Annotated in this window: 13 protein-coding genes and 1 pseudogene; 6 read left to right on the top strand and 8 right to left on the bottom strand. The window is 70.2% G+C overall.

Translation table 11 applies throughout. The annotated features are described in order from the left end of the window. Positions 1 to 272: 272 nt before the first annotated feature. A complete protein-coding gene (locus G6W55_RS27465; RefSeq protein WP_309243826.1) occupies positions 273 to 2348 on the top strand; it encodes a SpoIIE family protein phosphatase in 2076 nt (691 codons plus the stop codon). A 29-nt stretch (positions 2349 to 2377) separates the two neighbouring features. Here G6W55_RS27465 and G6W55_RS27470 read toward each other — a convergent pair whose 3' ends face one another. Genes G6W55_RS27470 through G6W55_RS27485 form a run of 4 tightly spaced genes read right to left on the bottom strand, consistent with a single transcriptional unit; the run spans position 2378 to position 7821 of the window. Further along, entirely contained in the window at positions 2378 to 4747 is a 2370-nt protein-coding gene (locus G6W55_RS27470; protein WP_175523483.1) for a beta-glucosidase, read from the bottom strand. Next, positions 4744 to 5562, bottom strand: a complete 819-nt coding sequence (locus G6W55_RS27475; RefSeq protein WP_175523484.1) for a carbohydrate ABC transporter permease — start codon at positions 5560 to 5562, stop codon at positions 4744 to 4746. Before G6W55_RS27475 ends, G6W55_RS27470 begins: the two co-directional genes overlap by 4 nt. Continuing rightward, positions 5559 to 6515, bottom strand: a complete 957-nt coding sequence (locus G6W55_RS27480) for a carbohydrate ABC transporter permease (protein ID WP_175523485.1) — start codon at positions 6513 to 6515, stop codon at positions 5559 to 5561. Before G6W55_RS27480 ends, G6W55_RS27475 begins: the two co-directional genes overlap by 4 nt. A 7-nt stretch (positions 6516 to 6522) precedes the next feature. Then, positions 6523 to 7821, bottom strand: a complete 1299-nt coding sequence (locus G6W55_RS27485; protein ID WP_175523486.1) for an ABC transporter substrate-binding protein — start codon at positions 7819 to 7821, stop codon at positions 6523 to 6525. Between the two features lie 139 nt (positions 7822 to 7960). Here G6W55_RS27485 and G6W55_RS27490 point away from each other — a divergent pair, with 139 nt between their 5' ends. Further along, a complete protein-coding gene (locus tag G6W55_RS27490; protein WP_175523487.1) occupies positions 7961 to 8983 on the top strand; it encodes a LacI family DNA-binding transcriptional regulator in 1023 nt (340 codons plus the stop codon). 108 nt (positions 8984 to 9091) lie between these two features. Here the strand turns inward: G6W55_RS27490 and G6W55_RS27495 are convergent. Next, positions 9092 to 9920 (bottom strand): annotated as a pseudogene (locus tag G6W55_RS27495) (alpha/beta fold hydrolase). Positions 9921 to 9985: 65 nt separating this feature from the next. Between G6W55_RS27495 and G6W55_RS27500 the strand changes: the two are divergent. The 4 genes from G6W55_RS27500 to G6W55_RS27515 all read left to right on the top strand — a co-directional run bounded on the left by G6W55_RS27500 (position 9986) and on the right by G6W55_RS27515 (position 14407). Then, entirely contained in the window at positions 9986 to 10444 is a 459-nt protein-coding gene (locus G6W55_RS27500; protein ID WP_175523488.1) for a MarR family winged helix-turn-helix transcriptional regulator, read from the top strand. Between the two features lie 206 nt (positions 10445 to 10650). After that, positions 10651 to 11082 (top strand): DUF4240 domain-containing protein, encoded by a 432-nt coding sequence (locus G6W55_RS27505; RefSeq protein ID WP_175523489.1) that lies wholly within the window; start codon positions 10651 to 10653, stop codon positions 11080 to 11082. A 48-nt stretch (positions 11083 to 11130) separates the two neighbouring features. Beyond that, a complete protein-coding gene (locus tag G6W55_RS27510) occupies positions 11131 to 11439 on the top strand; it encodes a hypothetical protein (protein ID WP_175523490.1) in 309 nt (102 codons plus the stop codon). A gap of 127 nt (positions 11440 to 11566) precedes the next feature. After that, complete coding sequence (locus tag G6W55_RS27515; RefSeq protein WP_175523491.1) at positions 11567 to 14407, top strand: tetratricopeptide repeat protein; 2841 nt, start codon at positions 11567 to 11569, stop codon at positions 14405 to 14407. Positions 14408 to 14512: 105 nt separating this feature from the next. Here G6W55_RS27515 and G6W55_RS27520 read toward each other — a convergent pair whose 3' ends face one another. The 3 genes from G6W55_RS27520 to G6W55_RS27530 all read right to left on the bottom strand — a co-directional run bounded on the left by G6W55_RS27520 (position 14513) and on the right by G6W55_RS27530 (position 16735). After that, positions 14513 to 15940, bottom strand: coding sequence for an FG-GAP-like repeat-containing protein (locus G6W55_RS27520; RefSeq protein ID WP_175523492.1), 1428 nt, complete (start codon positions 15938 to 15940; stop codon positions 14513 to 14515). Positions 15941 to 16133: 193 nt separating this feature from the next. Continuing rightward, positions 16134 to 16280 carry a hypothetical protein gene (locus G6W55_RS27525; protein ID WP_175523493.1) on the bottom strand — a complete coding sequence of 49 codons (147 nt, stop codon included), beginning with the start codon at positions 16278 to 16280 and terminating at the stop codon, positions 16134 to 16136. Positions 16281 to 16351: 71 nt separating this feature from the next. Further along, positions 16352 to 16735, bottom strand: a complete 384-nt coding sequence (locus tag G6W55_RS27530) for a hypothetical protein (protein WP_309243827.1) — start codon at positions 16733 to 16735, stop codon at positions 16352 to 16354. Positions 16736 to 17039: the final 304 nt, after the last annotated feature.

Raw genomic sequence — 17039 nt, forward strand, 5'->3', positions numbered from 1 at the left:
GGCGTCCGCAATGACCCCTTTTGCTAGTTGTGGTCGTATTCGCCGGTGCGGGTGTTCGTGTGAGCTGGCTCTCAATGTGCAGGTCAGGGCCGGTTATGGCATGCTCATGGCGTCCATTATGCCCCACTAAGTCACATCGTAGGTGATGTGGGTCATGTGGGGTGCTTCACCGATCGAGCCCCTGTCCGCCCAGGCACGCGGTTCGACCGGGCGAGGTAATCCCGAGGCGGCCCGGCTGGCGGAGGGCCACCACTCCGGGCAAGGATCGCTGGGTGGGGCACAGTGACGGACGTCCGGACGGACACGAGCTGGATCTCAGGGCCATCGGCGACGCCTTGACGGGTGCCGCGCTGACCACCGGTCGCCGGCACCGGCTGGCGGAGCGCAACGAAGCCTTCCGGGAGCTGTTCGGCGGCTGGGAGATCGGCGCCGAGGCCGCCGACGCCCTCCCCGGCTCCCGGTACGCGCCCCTGATCGAGGCTCTGGACCGCGCGGGGCACCTCGGAAAGCCGAGTCGGGTGGACCGGCCCCTGACCGCCACGGGACCGTCGGCAGCCGGGGCCGGGACCGCGCGGGACTGTGTCGTGACCTGCACCCCCGTGGCGACCGGGCACGGGACCGCGGTGCTGGTCCTCGCCACCCCGCTGCCGGAATCCTCCCCGGCCCCGGAGGACCCCGCGCCGTCCCCGGCGGACGCGGACCGGCTCCGTGCGCTGCGGCGCTTCGAGACGCTGCTCGCCGCGTCCCAGCAGGTCGTGTGGAAGCAGAACCTCGACGGCGAGCTGAGCCTCCTGTCGCTCACCCCCGACGACCTCGGCGGGCGGCCGTGGCGGCACGAGAGCCGGCAGGCGTGGATCGAGTTCGTGCATCCCAAGGACCGGGCCCGGCTGGACAGCGAGATGGAGGCGGCGAAGAGCGGCGGCAGCCCCTTCACCGCCGTCGTCCGGGTGCGGGAGGCGGACTCGCCGGACGTCTACCGGCACGTACGCATCTCCGCGGCGCCCGTGCTGGACGGCGACACGGTCCTGGAGTGGGTCGGCACCACCCGGGATGCCGAGGAGGAGTGGCGCGTGCGCACGCGGGACCGTCTCCTGGCGCGTATGGCCCAGGCGCCGACGGCCCGCGATCTGTCCGAGGCGTTCTCCGTCACCTCGGCCGCGGTCGTTCCCGAGCTGTTCGACGCTCTGGCGGTCTTCCTGCTGCGCCCGCCCGGCGACTCCGCGTTCCCCTCGCGGCACGCCGGCCGCTACACCACCGCCGGCGGGCGGACTTCGGTCACCGCCCCCGGGGTGCCGCCGCCCCCGCCCCTTCCCGAAGGATTCGAGCTGGGGCCGCTGGCGCGGCAGGCGCTCGACGAGGGGCGCACCCGACTGCTCACGTTTCCGGAGGGGCGTCCTCCGGGCGATCTCGTCTCCGGCCTGTCCGGGACGTGGCTGGAGCGGGCGGGGGCGACGAGTCTCGCGCTGATCCCCGTCGTCGTCGACGGCGAACCGGTCGCGCTCGCCTCCGCCGCGACCTGCCGCGGCAACCCCCCGCCCAGCAGCGCCGACCTCGCTCTGCTGGAAGAGGTGCTGGAACGCATGAGCGGTCCACTGCGCCGGACCATCGAGCACCAGTCCGTGCGCGCCACCGCGCTGGCGCTCCAGCGTTCCCTGCTGATCCCGCCGCCCACCGTCACCGGGGGCGAGGTCGCCGCCTCCTACCGGCCGGCGAGTTCGACCGCGGAGATCGGCGGCGACTGGTACGACGCGCTCGGCCTGTCCGACGGGGCCCTCGCCCTCACCATCGGGGACATCGCCGGTCACGATCTGGTGGCCGCCACCGCCATGAGCCAGCTCCACGGCATGCTCCGCGGCATCATCTTCGACCGCGCGGCAGGCCAACGCCCGGGCGAGAGCCTCAGCCGGCTCGACACCGTGGCCCAGGGGCTGGAGATCGCGCCGCTCGTCACCGCCGTCCATGTGGTGCTCCGCCGGAAGCCGTCCGGGCACTGGAGCGCGGTGCTGTCCAACGCCGGCCATCCGCCTCCCCTGCTGATTCCCGCCACCGCGCCGGCCCGGTACCTGTCCACCCCCGGTGGGGCGGACCCGCCGCTGTGCGTGGCGCCGGGCCTGGCGCGGACGGACTGGAGCCTGGATCTCGCCCCGGGTGACACGCTGCTGCTCTACACCGACGGTCTGGTGGAGGTCCCCGGCGAGGACATCGCCGACGGCCTCGACCGCCTCGCCCGCCACATGGACAGGGCCTCCCTCCGCGCCCTGCCGCTCGCCGCCGTCATCGACGATCTCCTCAGCCGCCTCGAGAACCAGAGCGACGACGTCGCGATCATCGGGTTCAGGGGGAGCTGAGGGTCGTTCCCATGGGGGGGCGGAGACGGTCACCCGTCCTGGGTGAACGTCGCGTGGAAGCGGCGGGTTTCGTCCAGGGTGCGGACCGGGCCCGTGAGGGTGACCGTCGTCGTCAGGCGGATGTCCGTCGTCGAGGCCGACAGACGCAGCTCCAGGTCGCCCGGCTCGACGACGCGGTGACCGTCGTGGCCGGTGAAGGAGGCGACGTCCGCGGGGACCGTGACCCGCAGGCGGCGGGCCTCGCCCGGTTCCAGGGGGACGCGGTCGTAGCCGACGAGGCGCTGCACCGGCTGGACGACGGAGGCCACCGGGTCGTGCAGATAGAGCTGGACCACCTCGGTGCCGGGACGTTCGCCCGTGTTGCGGACCGTGAAGGTGAGGGTGAACTCGCCTTCCGTCGAGGCCCGCCCCGTCTCCACGGTGAGGTCGCTCCAGGCGAACGTCGTGTAGCTCAGCCCGTGGCCGAAGCCGAACGCCGGGGTCGGGTCGATGTTGGACACATCGCTGACCTGGGCCAGCCGGGCGCCGAGGTAGGTGGTCGGCTGGGCCCCGGGACGGCGCGGCACGCTGACCGGCAGGCGCCCGGACGGGTTGGTACGGCCGCTGAGCACGCCGGCGATCGCCCGGGTGCCCTCGACCCCGGGGAAGAAGGACTGCACGATCGCCGCCGACTCGTCCACGGCGCGGCCGAGGGCGTAGGGCCGGCCGGCGAGCAGCACGGTGACGACGGGACGGCCGGTGTCGAGCAGGAGGTCGAGCAGGTGCTGCTGCGCACCGGGCAGGGTGAGCGACTCCGCGTCGCAGCCCTCGCCGCTGGTGCCCCGGCCGAACAGTCCCGCACGGTCGCCGAGGGCGGCGACGACGAGGTCCGCCCCGCGGGCCGCGTCGACCGCCTCCTCCATGCCGGAGAGGTCTCCGTCGTCGACGCCGGTGCCGCGGAAGACCTGGATGTCCGCGCCCGGGAACTCGGCCGCGAGGCTGTGGTACAGGGTGGGCAGGTCGATGCCGACCGATGTGTCCGGGTGCTGGACGCCGACGTGCAGGGGGAAGGAGTAGCACCCGAGTACGGCGGTGGCCTCCATCGCGTTGGGTCCGACGAGCGCGATCCGGAGGGGCTCGGCGAGCGGCAGGACACCGTTGTTGCTGAGCAGGACCACCGCCTTCTCGGCGATCTCGCGCGCCAGTTCGCGGTTGGCGGGCGGGTCCAGGTCGACCGTGCCGCGCAGCGCCTCCGGGTGGTCGACGTCGGCTCCGCGCAGCGCGGCCGGCACCGGGCTCCAGTCGGGGTCGAGCATGCCGAGCTGGGCCTTCTGGAGCAGGACCCGGCGCAGGGCGACGTCGATGAGCGACTCCGGGACACGGCCGTCCTTGACCGCCTGGACCAGGGGTTCGCCGAAGGTCTTCACGGTGGGCAGTTCGATGTCGACGCCCGCTGTGAGGGCGGTGCCGGCGGCGTCGGCCCAGTCGGCGGCGACGCCGTGCAGGGTCCTGAGGAAGGCGATGCCGAAGTAGTCGGCGACGACGGTGCCGTCGAAACCCCAGGTGTCGCGGAGCAGTCCGGTGAGCAGTCGCCGGTCGGCGGCGGCGGGTATGCCGTCGGTGTCGTTGTAGGCGTGCATCACGGAGCGGGCGCCGCCCTCGCGCACGGCCATCTCGAACGGGGGGAGCAGGACGTCGGCGCGTTCACGGTGTCCGACCGCCGCCGGGGCGAGGTTGCGGCCCGCCCGGGAGGCGGAGTAGCCGACGAAGTGCTTGAGGGTGGCGACGACCCCGGCCGATTCCAGGCCCTGTACGTAGGCCGTGCCGATGGTGCCGACGAGGTAGGGGTCCTCGCCGATGGTCTCCTCCACGCGTCCCCAGCGGGCGTCGCGCACCACGTCGAGGACCGGGGCGAGGCCCTGGTGGACACCGACGGACCGCAGGTCACGGCCGATGGCGGCGGCCATCCTGCGTACGGTCCCGGGGTCGAAGGTGGCGCCCCAGGACAGCGGGACGGGGTAGGCGGTGGCACCCCAGGCGGCGAAGCCGGCGAGACATTCCTCGTGGGCGAGTGCGGGGATGCCGAAGCGGTTGGCCGCGACGATGCGTGCCTGGGTGCGCTGGAGGGACAGGGCGCCGAGCGCGGGATCGACGGGCACGGTGCCGAAGGGCCGGGTGAGCTGGCCGAGTCCGGCCGGCAGCAGCGCGTCGAGATCGACCGCCTCTTCCATGTCGTGCTGATGGGGGGCCACTTCGCCGCCCTGGTCGGAGGCCCCGACCCAGACTCCGTAGAGCTGGGCGATCTTCTCCTCCAGGGTCATGGCGTCCATCAGGGCCGCGACTCTGGTCGTGGCGGGGCGGGTCGGATCGTTCCAGACGGGGGTTTCGGGGGTGGTCTCTACGGCCACGGTGGCGGTCACTTTCCTCCGACGCCCATCAGGCCCTGGACCAGGGCGCGACGGGCGAACAGGTAGACGAGCAGGACGGGCAGCATGGAGAGCATCACGGCCCCCAGCAGGCCGGGGATGTCGATGCCGTGTTCGGTCTGGAAGTTGTACAGACCCAGCGTGATCACCTTGGTGGAGTCGGACTGGGTCAGCACGAGCGGGAACAGGAAGCCGTTCCATGCCTGGAGCGCGGCGAACACGGTGATCGTGGACAGGCCGCCGCGGGAGAGCGGTACGACCAACTGGAAGAACATGCGGCGCGGAGTCGCTCCGTCCACGGCCATGGCCTCGAACAGTTCCGGGGAGATGTCCCGCATGGAGCCGCTGAGGATCAGCGCCGACATCGGCAGGCAGAACGCCGCCGTCGGCAGGATCACGCCGAGAAGATTGTCGTACAGCCCGGCTTCGCTGATCAGGTAGAACATCGGGACGATCACGGCCTGGGCCGGGATGGCGAGACCCAGCAGGAACAGCCGGAAGACCTGGGAGGTCACCCTGCTGCGGCTGCGGACGATGGCGTACGAGAGCGGCGGGACCAGGACCAGCACCAGTCCGACCACCGCCGCGGTGACGACGATCGTGTTGAGGAAGTACTGGCCGAAGCCGGCGTCGAACGCCCCGAGATAGTTGTCCAGGGTGAAGGTGTCGGGCACCGACACGGGGCCGTTCTCGGCGTAGTCGCCACGGGTCCGCAGGGTGGCGGCGAGCATCACGTACAGCGGCAGGCCCACCAGGAACAGCCAGACCAGCGAGCCCGCTCCGGCCAGGTAGTTGGGACGGCGCCTCATGACACACCCTCCATGGAGCTGCGCATCTTGTCGTAGCCCGACACCCGGACGACGACGAGCGAGATGACGGTGGCCGCGACGACCAGGGTGAGGGCGATCGCCGAGCCGGTGCCGAAGTCGAAGCCCTTGAACGCCTTCTCGTACATGTAGTAGGCGCTGATGGTGGTGTCCGTGCCGGGTCCGCCCTGGGTGAGGATGAGGACCGTCTCGAACGTGGTCAGACCGCCGACGGTCATGAGGATCATGGAGGTGATCATCGAGTTGCGGAGCTGGGGCAGGGTGATGTGGAAGAACTGCCGGTAGCGGCCGGCTCCGTCGATCTCCGCGGCCTGGTAGAGCACCTCGGGGACGGCGCGGGCGGCGCCTTGGTAGATCAGTGTGTGGAAGGGCGTGAACTGCCAGGTGCTCACGAACGCCAGCACGCCGATCGCGGTGGCCTGCTCACCGAACAGGTTGCCGTCGCCGAACAGCCAGGTGGCCTCGGCGGGGATACCGAAGTTGGGGTCGAGCAGGGCCCGCCACAGCACGGAGACGGCGGTCGCCGACAGCAGCAGCGGGACGAAGTAGATGGCGGAGAGCACGGCACGGTTGCGCTGGTGGCCGGCGGCCCAGACACCCAGCAGGATACTGAGGGGCGTCTGTACGACGATCCCGAGCACCGTCAGGAGCAGGGTGATCCAGATGCTCTGGAGCATCACCGGGTCGTCGAGGAGACGCGACCAGTTGTCCATGCCCACGAAGCGGGGGGATCCGAGTCCGTTCCAGCTCATGAAGGACAGCACCGCGACCATGATCAGGGGAACGATCGCGAAGAGGGTGAAGAAGAAGGCGGCGGGCAGCGCCCAGCCGAAGCCGGGCCTTCCCACGTTCGCGGCGGGCGAGCCGGCCGGCCGCCGCCGAGCCCCGGTGCGGGACTTGGCGGCGGGCGGGGGGCTCTTGATGTCGGTCGTCATGAGCCGTTCATTCGGTCGGGAGGGCCTGCATGGCCTTGATGAAGCCGTCCGCGTCGATCTGGCCGTTGAAGAACTGCTGCACGGCCTGCTGGATGGGCGTGCCCGCGGCCGGCGGGTACGCCTGGTCCCAGGAGAGCTGGAACGCGGGGGCCTTGGCGACCAGGTCGTACTGGAAGCGCGAGTAGTCGGGGTTCGCCGAGGAGTCGAGGAACTGTGACGTGTTCGTCGTCGTCGGCAGGTTGCCGATGGCGAGCTGCGCCTTCACGAACTCGTCCGAGTACATGAGCTTCAGGAACTCGGCGACCGCTTCCGGGTGCTTGGTCTTCTTCAGCACGGAGTAGAAGTTGTTGGTGTTGCCGACGACGTTCGCGGCGTCGCCCTTGCCACCGGGCACGGACGGGAACGTGGTGTAGCCGAGGTCCTTCTCCGCGAACGCCTTGGCGTCCTGCTGCTGCTGGGCGTAGTACCACGAGCCCATCAGCTCGAAGCCGGCCTTGCCCGAGGCCAGCAGCGCCGGTGAGGCGCCGTTGGTGTACTTCACCGAGTCGTAGTTCTTGCCGAAGGCGCCGGCGTCGACGAGGTCCCTGATCATGCCCAGGGCCTTCTTGCTGTCGTCGCTCTCCCACGCCTGCTTGTCGCCCTCCAGGGCCTTCTGGAACAGGCCCGGCCCGGCGATACGGTCGTAGAGGTACTCGAACCACATGAGCGTCGGCCACCGGTCGCCGCCACCGAGGGCTATCGGGGTGACGCCTTCGGCCTTGAGCTTCTTGACCGCGTCGAGCAGCTCGTCCCAGGTCTGGGGCGGGGTGACGCCGGCCTCGTCCAGGACCTTCTTGTTGTGGAACAGCAGGACGGGCTGCGTGCCGCGCATCGGCACCCCGTACGGCTTGCCGTCGACGACCGCGCTGTTGAAGACCGACGGCAGGAAGCTCTTGTCCAGGTCGGGGTTCTTCTTGATGAAGTCGTCCAGCGGCAGCAGCAGGCCGGCCTCGACGAACGGCTGGATGCTGCCGCCGCCCCAGTTGAAGAAGACGTCCGGCGCCTGCGGGGTGCTGATGATCGTCTGGAGCTTCTGCTGGTAGTCGGCACCGGGGATGGTGTCGAGTACGGCCTTCACGTCGGACGTCTTGTTGAAGGTGTCGACGATCTGCTTCTCGACCTTGTTGCTGGCGTCACCGTAGACCAGAACATGGATCTTGCCGTCGTCCGACGACGCCTCGCCGCTGCCGCAGGCGGAGAGGCTCAGCGCCAGGGCGAGCGTCGCACCGCAGGCGACCAGTCTGGGCAAGTGCGCACGTGTCTTCATCGTTCGCCTTTCGAAAGTTTCGGCCTCATTACCGAAAGTCTTTGCGTGGGGGACATTAGGTCAGACCCGTGACGCGGTCAACGGTCGAACAGGCAGCCGTTCAAACCGTTACGGACGCCCATGGCTATACCCTGCTGACATGCACGACGACGAGGAGAGCGGCAGGGTGACCCTGGCCGAGGTGGCGAAAGCGGCCGGTGTGTCGATGCCGACAGTTTCGAAGGTCCTCAACGGACGTTCGGATGTCTCCCGTGTGACACGGGCCAAGGTCGAGCACCTGCTGGACGCCCACGGCTATCGCCGCCGCGCCCGGACGCCGTCCCGGTCGCCCCTGGTCGAGCTGGTGTTCCACGAGCTGGACAGCATCTGGGCGATGGAACTGATCAAGGGCGTGGAGCAGGTGGCACGGGCCAACGGGGCGACGGTCGTCCTCACCGCGAGCGGCACCCGCCACATGCCCGCGCCGGAGTGGCTCGACGGGGTGCTGCGCAGGCGGCCGGTGGGCGTCGTCCTGGTCTTCTCAGCCCTTCCGCAGGACGTCAAACAGCAGCTCAGGACTGCGGCCATCCCCTTCGTCGTCATCGACCCCGCGGGCGACCCCGACCCCGACGTGCCGTCGGTCGGCTCCGCGAACTGGTCGGGCGGCCTCGCGGCCACCCGGCACCTCACCGCACAGGGCCACACACGCGTCGCGATCATCACGGGCCCCGAGGACATGCTGTGCTCGCTGGCCCGGCTCGACGGCTACCGCTCGGCCATGGCGATGGCGGGCCTGGACGTCGACCCGAGCCTGATCCGTTTCGGCGACTTCCACGTACAGGGCGGCTTCGACCGGGCCATGAGCCTGCTCGACGGCCCCGACCGGCCGACGGCGATCTTCGCGGGCAGCGACCTCCAGGCACTCGGCGTCCTGGAGGCGGCCCGGCTCAAGGGGCTGAACGTACCGCGCGACCTGTCAGTGGTCGGCTACGACGACGTCCCCCTAGCCCAGTGGTCGAGCCCCCCGCTCACCACGGTCCACCAGCCCCTCCGCCAGATGGCGGAACAGGCCACCCGAATGCTGTTCCGCCAGCACGAACCGAGCGAAGAGGCCCAGCGCATCGAGCTGGCGACGCATCTGGTGGTACGGCAAAGCACGGGGACGGTGGGGGGCGGAGTGTGACGGGGAGGGCGGCGGACGGAGGCCCTGCCGGACCGCACCGGGTCGCGTGTGGCTGGCGGGCCGGGGCTAGAGGGCACGGTGGGCGGCGTTGGGCGGCGTTGGAGGTAGCTAGGCGAGGAAAGCCATCAGCCGGTCGTTCACCTGGTTCGGCTCGGTGAGCGGCAGGGAGTGATGGGTGGCCGCGGGGAGCACCGCCACCTCCCCCTGTACGAGCATCCGGCGGGCTCGGTCGGCGACCTTGGCGGCGTGGTGGGCGCGGCTGTGTTCCGCGAGCAGGACCAGGACCGGTATGCGGAGGTCGGCGATCCGGGGGGCGGGAGCCGGTGATCGGCTTCCGGCCGGGAACGGTGGTGGCCAGCGCGTAGAGACGCTGCCAGGTCTCGTCCGGGTGTGTACCTGCCGTCTCCCAGGCCAGGAAGGCGCGGGCCCGGGCCTCGCTCGGGCGGATCAGCGTGGGGAGCGCGCGCAGCAGATAGCCGGGGCGGAATCCGGCGAAGACCTGGGTGGGGTCCACGAGGGCGAGGCGGTCCACCCGCTGCGGTGCGTGCAGGGCGTACCTGGCGGCAATCCAGGCGCCGTACGAGTGGCCGCACAGGTGCGTGCGGGCGATCCCGAGGCCGTCCAGCAGCGCGTCCAGCCAGGCCATCAGATCGTTCGCGTTCTTCAGTGGCGTGCCCCGGCGTTCCGTGCGGCCGGCGTCGCCCAGCAGGTCCACGGCGTGGACCCGGTATCGCTCGCCGAGGGCCGGCGCGTTGGCGAACCAGACGAGGCCGGTGGCGGAGCCGCCGGGCAGCAGCACCAGCGGCGCGCCGTCCGCCGCGCCGTACACATGAACTCGGGTGGGCCCGTACGGCGTAGCGATGTCGCGCTCCTCCGTGGACTCGGGCCAGCGGGCGCGGAGTTCGTCGTAGGCGCGGTCGAAGGCGGGCAGGGACACGGGGATTCCTCTCGCCAGGCGATAATCTCGCTCAGCGAGATATTACGTCACGTCGAGGAGGATGCATGGACGAAGATCAGAACCCGGCGATGGGACTGGTCCACTTGCTGCGTGCGGTCACCGTGGAGTTCGACCTGCTCGGCGCCGAGTTCGCCGCGCGCCACAGCCTGCATCCCACCGATGTGCGCGCGCTGATCCACCTGCTGGACGCGGCACGCGCCGGCACGCGGGCCACGCCCGGCCGGCTCGGCGAGCAACTACGACTGAACTCTGCCGGGACCACCGCCCTCGTGGACCGACTCGAACGGCTCGGCCTGGTCCAGCGCAGCCGGGACACCGCGGACCGACGCCGCGTACTTCTGAACGTGACGGAGAAGGCCACGGAACTCGGATGGGCCTTCTTCGGACCGGTGATCAGCGAGGTGGTGACGGCCGCGGAGAGCTTCGAGGCGGGCGAATTGGAGACGGTGCGTCGCTTTCTGACCGCGGTACTGGAGTCCACCGGGCGGAGGGGTGCGGGCTGAAGGCGCTCTGGTGGGTACCGCGTAACGACAGGGGCGGCAGACCAAATTGACCGGCAATTTATGCGCCGAGTTCTTGCAGGCCCGGCGCGATCGTCAGGCACGCGACGGTCCCATGAATCACTGGGTCATCCAACGGCTGGGCCCTGACCGTACAGGGCGGCAGGCCAAGCACCCCCGTTGTCACCGCCGTCCGTCATGCTCTGCCCATGCATGACGACGCCTTCTGGAAGCTCATCGAAAGCTGCACACCGTCCATGCCCGACCCTGACGCCGGACAACTGGCCGCGGCACTGACACGCCGTCTCTGCGCTGAGCCACTGGCGACAGTCATCGGGTTCGCTGAACAACTGTCATGGGCGCTCTACCGACTGGACCGCAAAGAGTACGGGCAGGGTCTGTCGAGCGACAGCTTCCTCTACACTCGCGCGGCCATCGTGGCCGCTGGCCGGGAAACCTATGAAGCAGTGCTTCATGATCCGCAACTGTTCGCTCCGTATGCACGAGACCTGGTCTGGGCAGAGAGCCTGCTCTACGTGCCCGACGAGACATACCGACACCTCACCGGCGAGGAGTGGGATCGCGGGACCCGCTACTCCTACGAGTCGTACTCGAACAGGGCGGGATGGGGCGACGAATAGCGCCAACGGCCTCACACACCAAAGGAACGCTCCAGCAGGACGGGGACCATGGCAGAAGTCAGTGGATGGATCTGGCGACGCAACTTGCGGTCGTTTCTGGAACTGTTGTCGCTATACGTCGGATACGACTTCGACGCCACGGATTGGGACACGGTGGCCTTGGCGTTGGCGGGCACGGACGACGAGCACGCCGATCACTGGTACTCGTATCCCTTGGTCGGCAGCATGCACGAGATACAGGTCCGGCTTGCCCGCTCCGTCGGCGGCGACGAAGTCTCCGTGACCGTGAGCGGTGTCGTGACGGCGGAGTTGGAGCTGCGAGCGGACACCCTGCTGTCTGCGTTCGCGGCCGGCTGAGGCCGGGCAGGACGCGGGATGCCTTGCCATACTGGCGGCGGGGGGCGTTATGGGAGAACAGCGTTTATCGCGGCAGGAACTGATACGGCGTCGGCGTCGCAGCGGCTTCGTCGGCCGGCGTGGGGAGATGACCGCGTTCCGGGAGAATCTCGGCCGGGATCCGGAAGCCGACGACTATCAGTTCCTTTTCCATGTGCGAGGCAACGCCGGCGTGGGCAAGACGTCGCTCGTGCGGCAGTGGGAAGCGGTGGCCCACGAGCAGGGTGCGCTGACGGTGTATCTCGACGACAGCGTGCACAGCGCTGTGGAAGCGATGGAGGAGATCGGTGAGCGGCTGGGGCGTCAGGGCCTGGAGCTGCGAAGGTTCGGCAAGCTGCTCACGACGTTCCGTCAGCGCGACCACGAGGCTCAGTCTGCGCAGGGTACGGGGACGGCCGCGGAGGACGGCGGCGCGGCGCAGCCGCCCGCGGCCTCCCTGTCGGGCTCGCTCGCCGCACAGGTGGGCTTGGTGGGCCTCGGGATGGTGCCGGTCGTCGGTGCCGTCGCCGGCGCGGTCGATCCGCAGCAGGTCGCCCAGGGCGCGGACCGGCTGCGGGCCGCGCTCGGCGCGCGGTTGCGCTCCCACGACGACGTCCGACTCGTCATGGACCCGGTGCGCAGCCTGACCCCGGTGTTCCTGGAGGACCTGGCGGAGGCGGCGCGGCGGCGGCCGTGGGTGGTGCTGATCTTCGACGTGTACGAGCGGACGGGACCGGCTCTGGACGAGTGGCTGCGCGACATCGCCTTCGGCGAGGTGCACGGAACGCTGCCGGCCAACGTCCAGATCGTCCTGTCCGGTCAGGGCCGCCTGGACGCCCGGTGCTGGGGTGACTGGCTCGACCTGGTCACCGAGGTGCCGCTGGACGTGTTCACCGAGGAGGAGGCCCGAGCGCTGCTGGCGCTGCGGGGCGTCACCGATGAGCGGGTTGTCGAGGTCGTGCTGCGCCTCTCAGGCAGGCTTCCTGTCCTGGTCCATACCCTGGCGCAGGCCCGGCCCGACTCGGCTCAGACGGTCGACGATCCTTCGGGAACCGCGGTGGAGCGGTTCTTGAAGTGGGAGATGGACCCGTCACGGCGGGCCACCGCCCTTGCCTGCGCCCTGCCGTTGCAGTTCGACGAGGACCTCTACCGGGCCATCGCCCCGCCGGAGGCCGCCGAGCAGTACTCCTGGCTGCGCAGACTGGCCTTCGTCACCGACCAGGCCGGCCGGTGCCGGTACCACGACGTGGTACGAGTTCCCATGCTCCGGCTGCAACGCACCCAGTCCCCCGCCCGGTGGCGTGCCGCGCACGAACTGCTCGCGGAGACGTTCCGCACCTGGCGGGCGCAGCGGGAGGAGGTCGTGCCGGTCGAGGACCACTGGGACGACGCGGGCTGGCGCGAACACCGTTCGAACGAGACGTACCACCGCCTGTGCGGCGATCCGCGCCGGGCCCTGCCCGAGGCGCTCGCGGAGATCGTCCATGCCTGTGAGCACGAAAGCGGCACGGCCCGGCGCTGGGCACGGCTTCTCGCCCAGGCCGGGGCGGACGGTGCGGACGAGGGCGTGGTGGCCTGGGGGGAGCGGCTGACCGCTGCGTCCCGGGACGACGGCTCGACCGTCATGGCCGTCCTTGACGCACTGCTCGCCCACCCGGGTATGGACAGTGCGGGACACGTGCATGCACGAGTCGTCCGGGGGCGTCTCCATCGGCGTACACAGCGGCACGAGCCGGCGATCAGGGACTTCAGCGCGGCGTTGGCCCTGGAGCCGCAGAACGGCGACGCCCTGGTGGGACGTGCCCTCACTCATGAGCAGAGGGGGAATCTGGAGGACGCTCTCGCCGACTTGGACGAGGTGATCCGCATCCGCCCGGACGGGGCGTGGAACCACGTGTATCGGGGGCACGTCCGCCTGGCGGCCGGGCGTCACGCCGAAGCGCTCGCCGATTTCGACCGGGCCGTCGAACTCGATCCGGAACAGGACTGGGCCCTTGCCAGTCGCGCCGGGCTGCACCGCACGCGCGGGCGCCTTGAGGAGGCGCTGGCGGATCTGGATCGCGCCCTGCGCATCGATCCGGAGTACATGTGGGCTTACGCGGAGCGGTCGCGCTGCCTGTGGAGGCTGCAACGGTGGGACGAAGCGGTCCGTGACATGACCCGGGCTGCCGATCTGGACTCACCGTCGGAGTGGCACCGCGCTTCCCTCGCCGAACTGCACCTGTTTCTCGGACGACACGCGGAAGCCTTTCGCGAGGCCGACCAGGCCCTGGCCGACCCGGACGAAACCGGCCCGCGCAGCCGTGCCTGGACGTACGCCGTCCGTGCCTGGGCACAGCACGGCCTGGGCCGCGACGCCGAAGCCCTGGCCGACCTGGACCATGCGGTGTCCCTCGACGACTCGTACTGGTCGGCGTTCGAGATGCGCGGATGGCTGCACTGGGAGGCGGGACGACTCACCGAAGCGGAGCGGGACTTCGACCGTGCTCTTTCCGCCGAGCACCGGCTCGAGCCTGGGTGCCTGGTGGGGCGTGGCGTGGTCCGCCTGTACGCGCAGCGGTACGCGGAGGCCGTCGACGACTTCGCCCGGGCCTTCACCATCCAGTTCGGCATCCCCGAGGCGGAAGACGAGATCGCCAGCCCCCTCGTCGACCTCCTGAAGGAACATCTGCCGACGAACCGCGCCCCCGTCACGGCCGCGATCGGACTTGGGGCGCTTGTCACTCACCAAGTGCAGTGGCCGGGACTGACCCGACGAGTAGGCTCCGTCCTCGCCCTGCGTCCCAGCCCCCGACTGCTGCTGGGAGGCGTCGGACTGCTGCGCCGTGTCCTTGCCGAACTCGATGAACAGCCTGACGGCGCAGACGACCGGCGCACCGCCTGGTCCCGGAGCCTCCTGTCCCCCATCCTGCGCATACTGAGTTCGCGGGGCGCTGGTTTACCACCGTGACGGCGACCGGAGGTTGCTGTTCGTGCTCGTCGGCTCCGGCCCGCCGGTCTCCTCCGGCGGGGCCGGGAGCCTGCCGGAGAAGACCGTGCGGTGGGTTCGGCCGGCTCAGATCACTCCGAGGAGGCCGCTGCCGCCGAGGCGGGTGCTGTCCTTCTGCGGGAGGCCGACGGACGGGGCGGTGAACATGCGGCTGCCCTTGCCGGTGGGTCCTGCGGTGCCTCCGGGGAAGACCCATACGGCGCCGGTGTAGTTGTCCTCCGCCGCCGAACTGACGAAGAGTTCCGGTCGGCCGTCCTTGTTGATGTCGCCGACGGCCACGGTGGTGCCGAAGTTGTCCTCGAGTTCACTGGCCCCGGGGACGTGAGTGGTGTCCTGGGTGAAGGCGTAGGCGCCACCGCCCAGGGCGCCGGTGCGGCGCCCTGGGACGACCGTGACCTGCCCCGCGTCCGTCTTGCCCGTGTCCTCGTGCGGCGCGCCGATCACGATGTCCGCCAGCCCGTCCCGGTTGAGGTCGGCCACCGCGAGGGCACCGCCGAAGCCGTCTCCCTTCTCGCTCGCGCCAGGAACACCCGAGGTGTTCTGGGTGAGCTGCACGGGGCGGGCATCCCGCGCGATGCCATGTGCCGAGCCGTACCAGACGAGCACCCTGCCGCCGGTCGCGCCGTCGGCTCCGGCCTTGTCCGGCTCGTCGGGGTCCCCGGCGACGAGGTCGGCGTATCCGTCGCCGTTGATGTCCCCGGTGGCCGCGATCAGGCCGTTGCCCTTCTGCTGTGCGCCGTCGTGGGCGGGGTCGACGTACACCTCCCCGCCGCTGAGGTCGCTCAGCCGGAGCGTGACGGCCACCTCGTCCGGGAAGCCGTCGCGGTCGAAGTCGCCCAGCGCGACGCTTCCGACGGAAGGGGTGTCCTGGTTCTGCACGGCCGCGCCGTACGTGCCACGGCTGCTGAACGGCCCCGTGAAACGCATCGAGCCCCCGTATCCGGCGACGAGCACCTCGGTCTTCGCACCAGGGCCCGTGCTCAGCGCCGCGACGTCCAGGCCGTAGTAGCCGCCGGCATCGCTCTCGGGCAGGTCGGTGCCGGAGGTCAGCCCCTTCTTGCTGCCCCAAAGGACAGTCACCTCCCCGGCGTCCCGGCCTCGCGCGGTGTCCTCGTAGGGGGCGGAGACCACCAGGTCCGCGTAGCCGTCCCGGTTCAGGTCCGCCGTGGCGGTGGCGCCACCGAATCCGTCGTACGGCTCAGCCGTGCCCGGAATCCCCGCGGTGTTCTGCGTGACGATCGCCCTGCGGGACGCCGACAGGCCCGACTTCGATCCGTAGAGCACCACCACGGCGCCCGCTCCCGCCTTGCCCGCTACGTTCGCCCCCGGAGCGGGCAGTACGGCGTCGCGGTAGCCGTCGCCGTTGAAGTCACCGGGCACCGCCCCGTGCACGGCCACTGCGGGCGCGGCCGACAGCAGTGCGGCGCCCATGGCCGCGGCGACCACAAGGGCTCCCGTCCGCCAACCGCCGTGCAGAACCTGCCCGTTGATCATCAGTCAGTTCCCCTCCCCCGTGACGCGCGCGGTGTGCGCCGCGATCAAGACATCCTAGAGCGAGCCCCCGAAGTGCCAGGAACCGCCCGGGGGTTCGGCTGTCCGGTGGTCGCGGCACGCTGAAATCCCTACTCGGAGCGGGCAGTCGGCTATTCGCCCGACCTCGGACAGCGAGGGGACGGCCGGACTCCGATCACGTGACGTGCGCGGCGATGGTCCGTGCACACTCCATCGACTCGGCGAGCGTGGTGTCCACCCCCAGGCCATGGAGCATGCCCCGGTGGACCGCGCCCGCCTGGGACGCCGCCATTCCAATGACCCGGGCACCCGCACGGGCCATCGCGGCCTCCCCCCTGGAACCACCGTCGAGAACGATCGCCTCAGTAGTCACCGCGCCACAGCGGACTCCGTTCAGCGATCTGCCACCCAGTGGGCGTCTGCCGGCCAGGATCCCGTGGCGACGATCTGCTTCACGAGCCTGCACGCCTCAAGGATCGGCACAGTGTCCTGATCCGGGTACTCGTCGTCCTGCCCGTTGGAGAGGACGAACCCCTTGCTCGAGCCCTGAGCCCCGGGGTCCACGGCATGCTCGCCCGGATCGTCCCCGTCCTCAAGCAGCACCACCATCGCACGCTCGGCATTCGTCACGAAGGCCAGCGATCGTCCCGACGAACTGGTCAGCCACGTCTCAAGTCGCCCACTGTCGATCCTCGACCGAAGGGCTCCCAGCACCGTCTCCGAACTCACAGGGACAGGGCTGTCCTCATTGATCACCCAAGACTCGATCACGAGCACGACCTTAGAGCCTGCCTCCCTGAGTCGAGTGACTGACTGCCGGTCAGACGAACCTGTTCACGTGGGGGTTTGGTTTGCCAGCCATCGGGTCCAAGCCTGCGTCGAACCGGTGTTCCTGCTCCTCATAATGGACGAAACAACCACAGGCCATTGGTCGAGGTTCGGTCCGGTCATCAGCTAACCGAGTTCGTTTGCGTTGCATCCACTGCCCCAAGGCAGCACTCAGTCAGCACCCAGGTCACTCCGAGCACTCCGCCCTCCGTTGACGACAGTTCGCGGAACCCGGCCGTGCAACCGGTGATCG

Origin of the sequence: Streptomyces sp. CAI-85, assembly GCF_013363615.1 — a bacterium.
GTDB classification, from domain to species: domain Bacteria; phylum Actinomycetota; class Actinomycetes; order Streptomycetales; family Streptomycetaceae; genus Streptomyces; species Streptomyces antibioticus_B.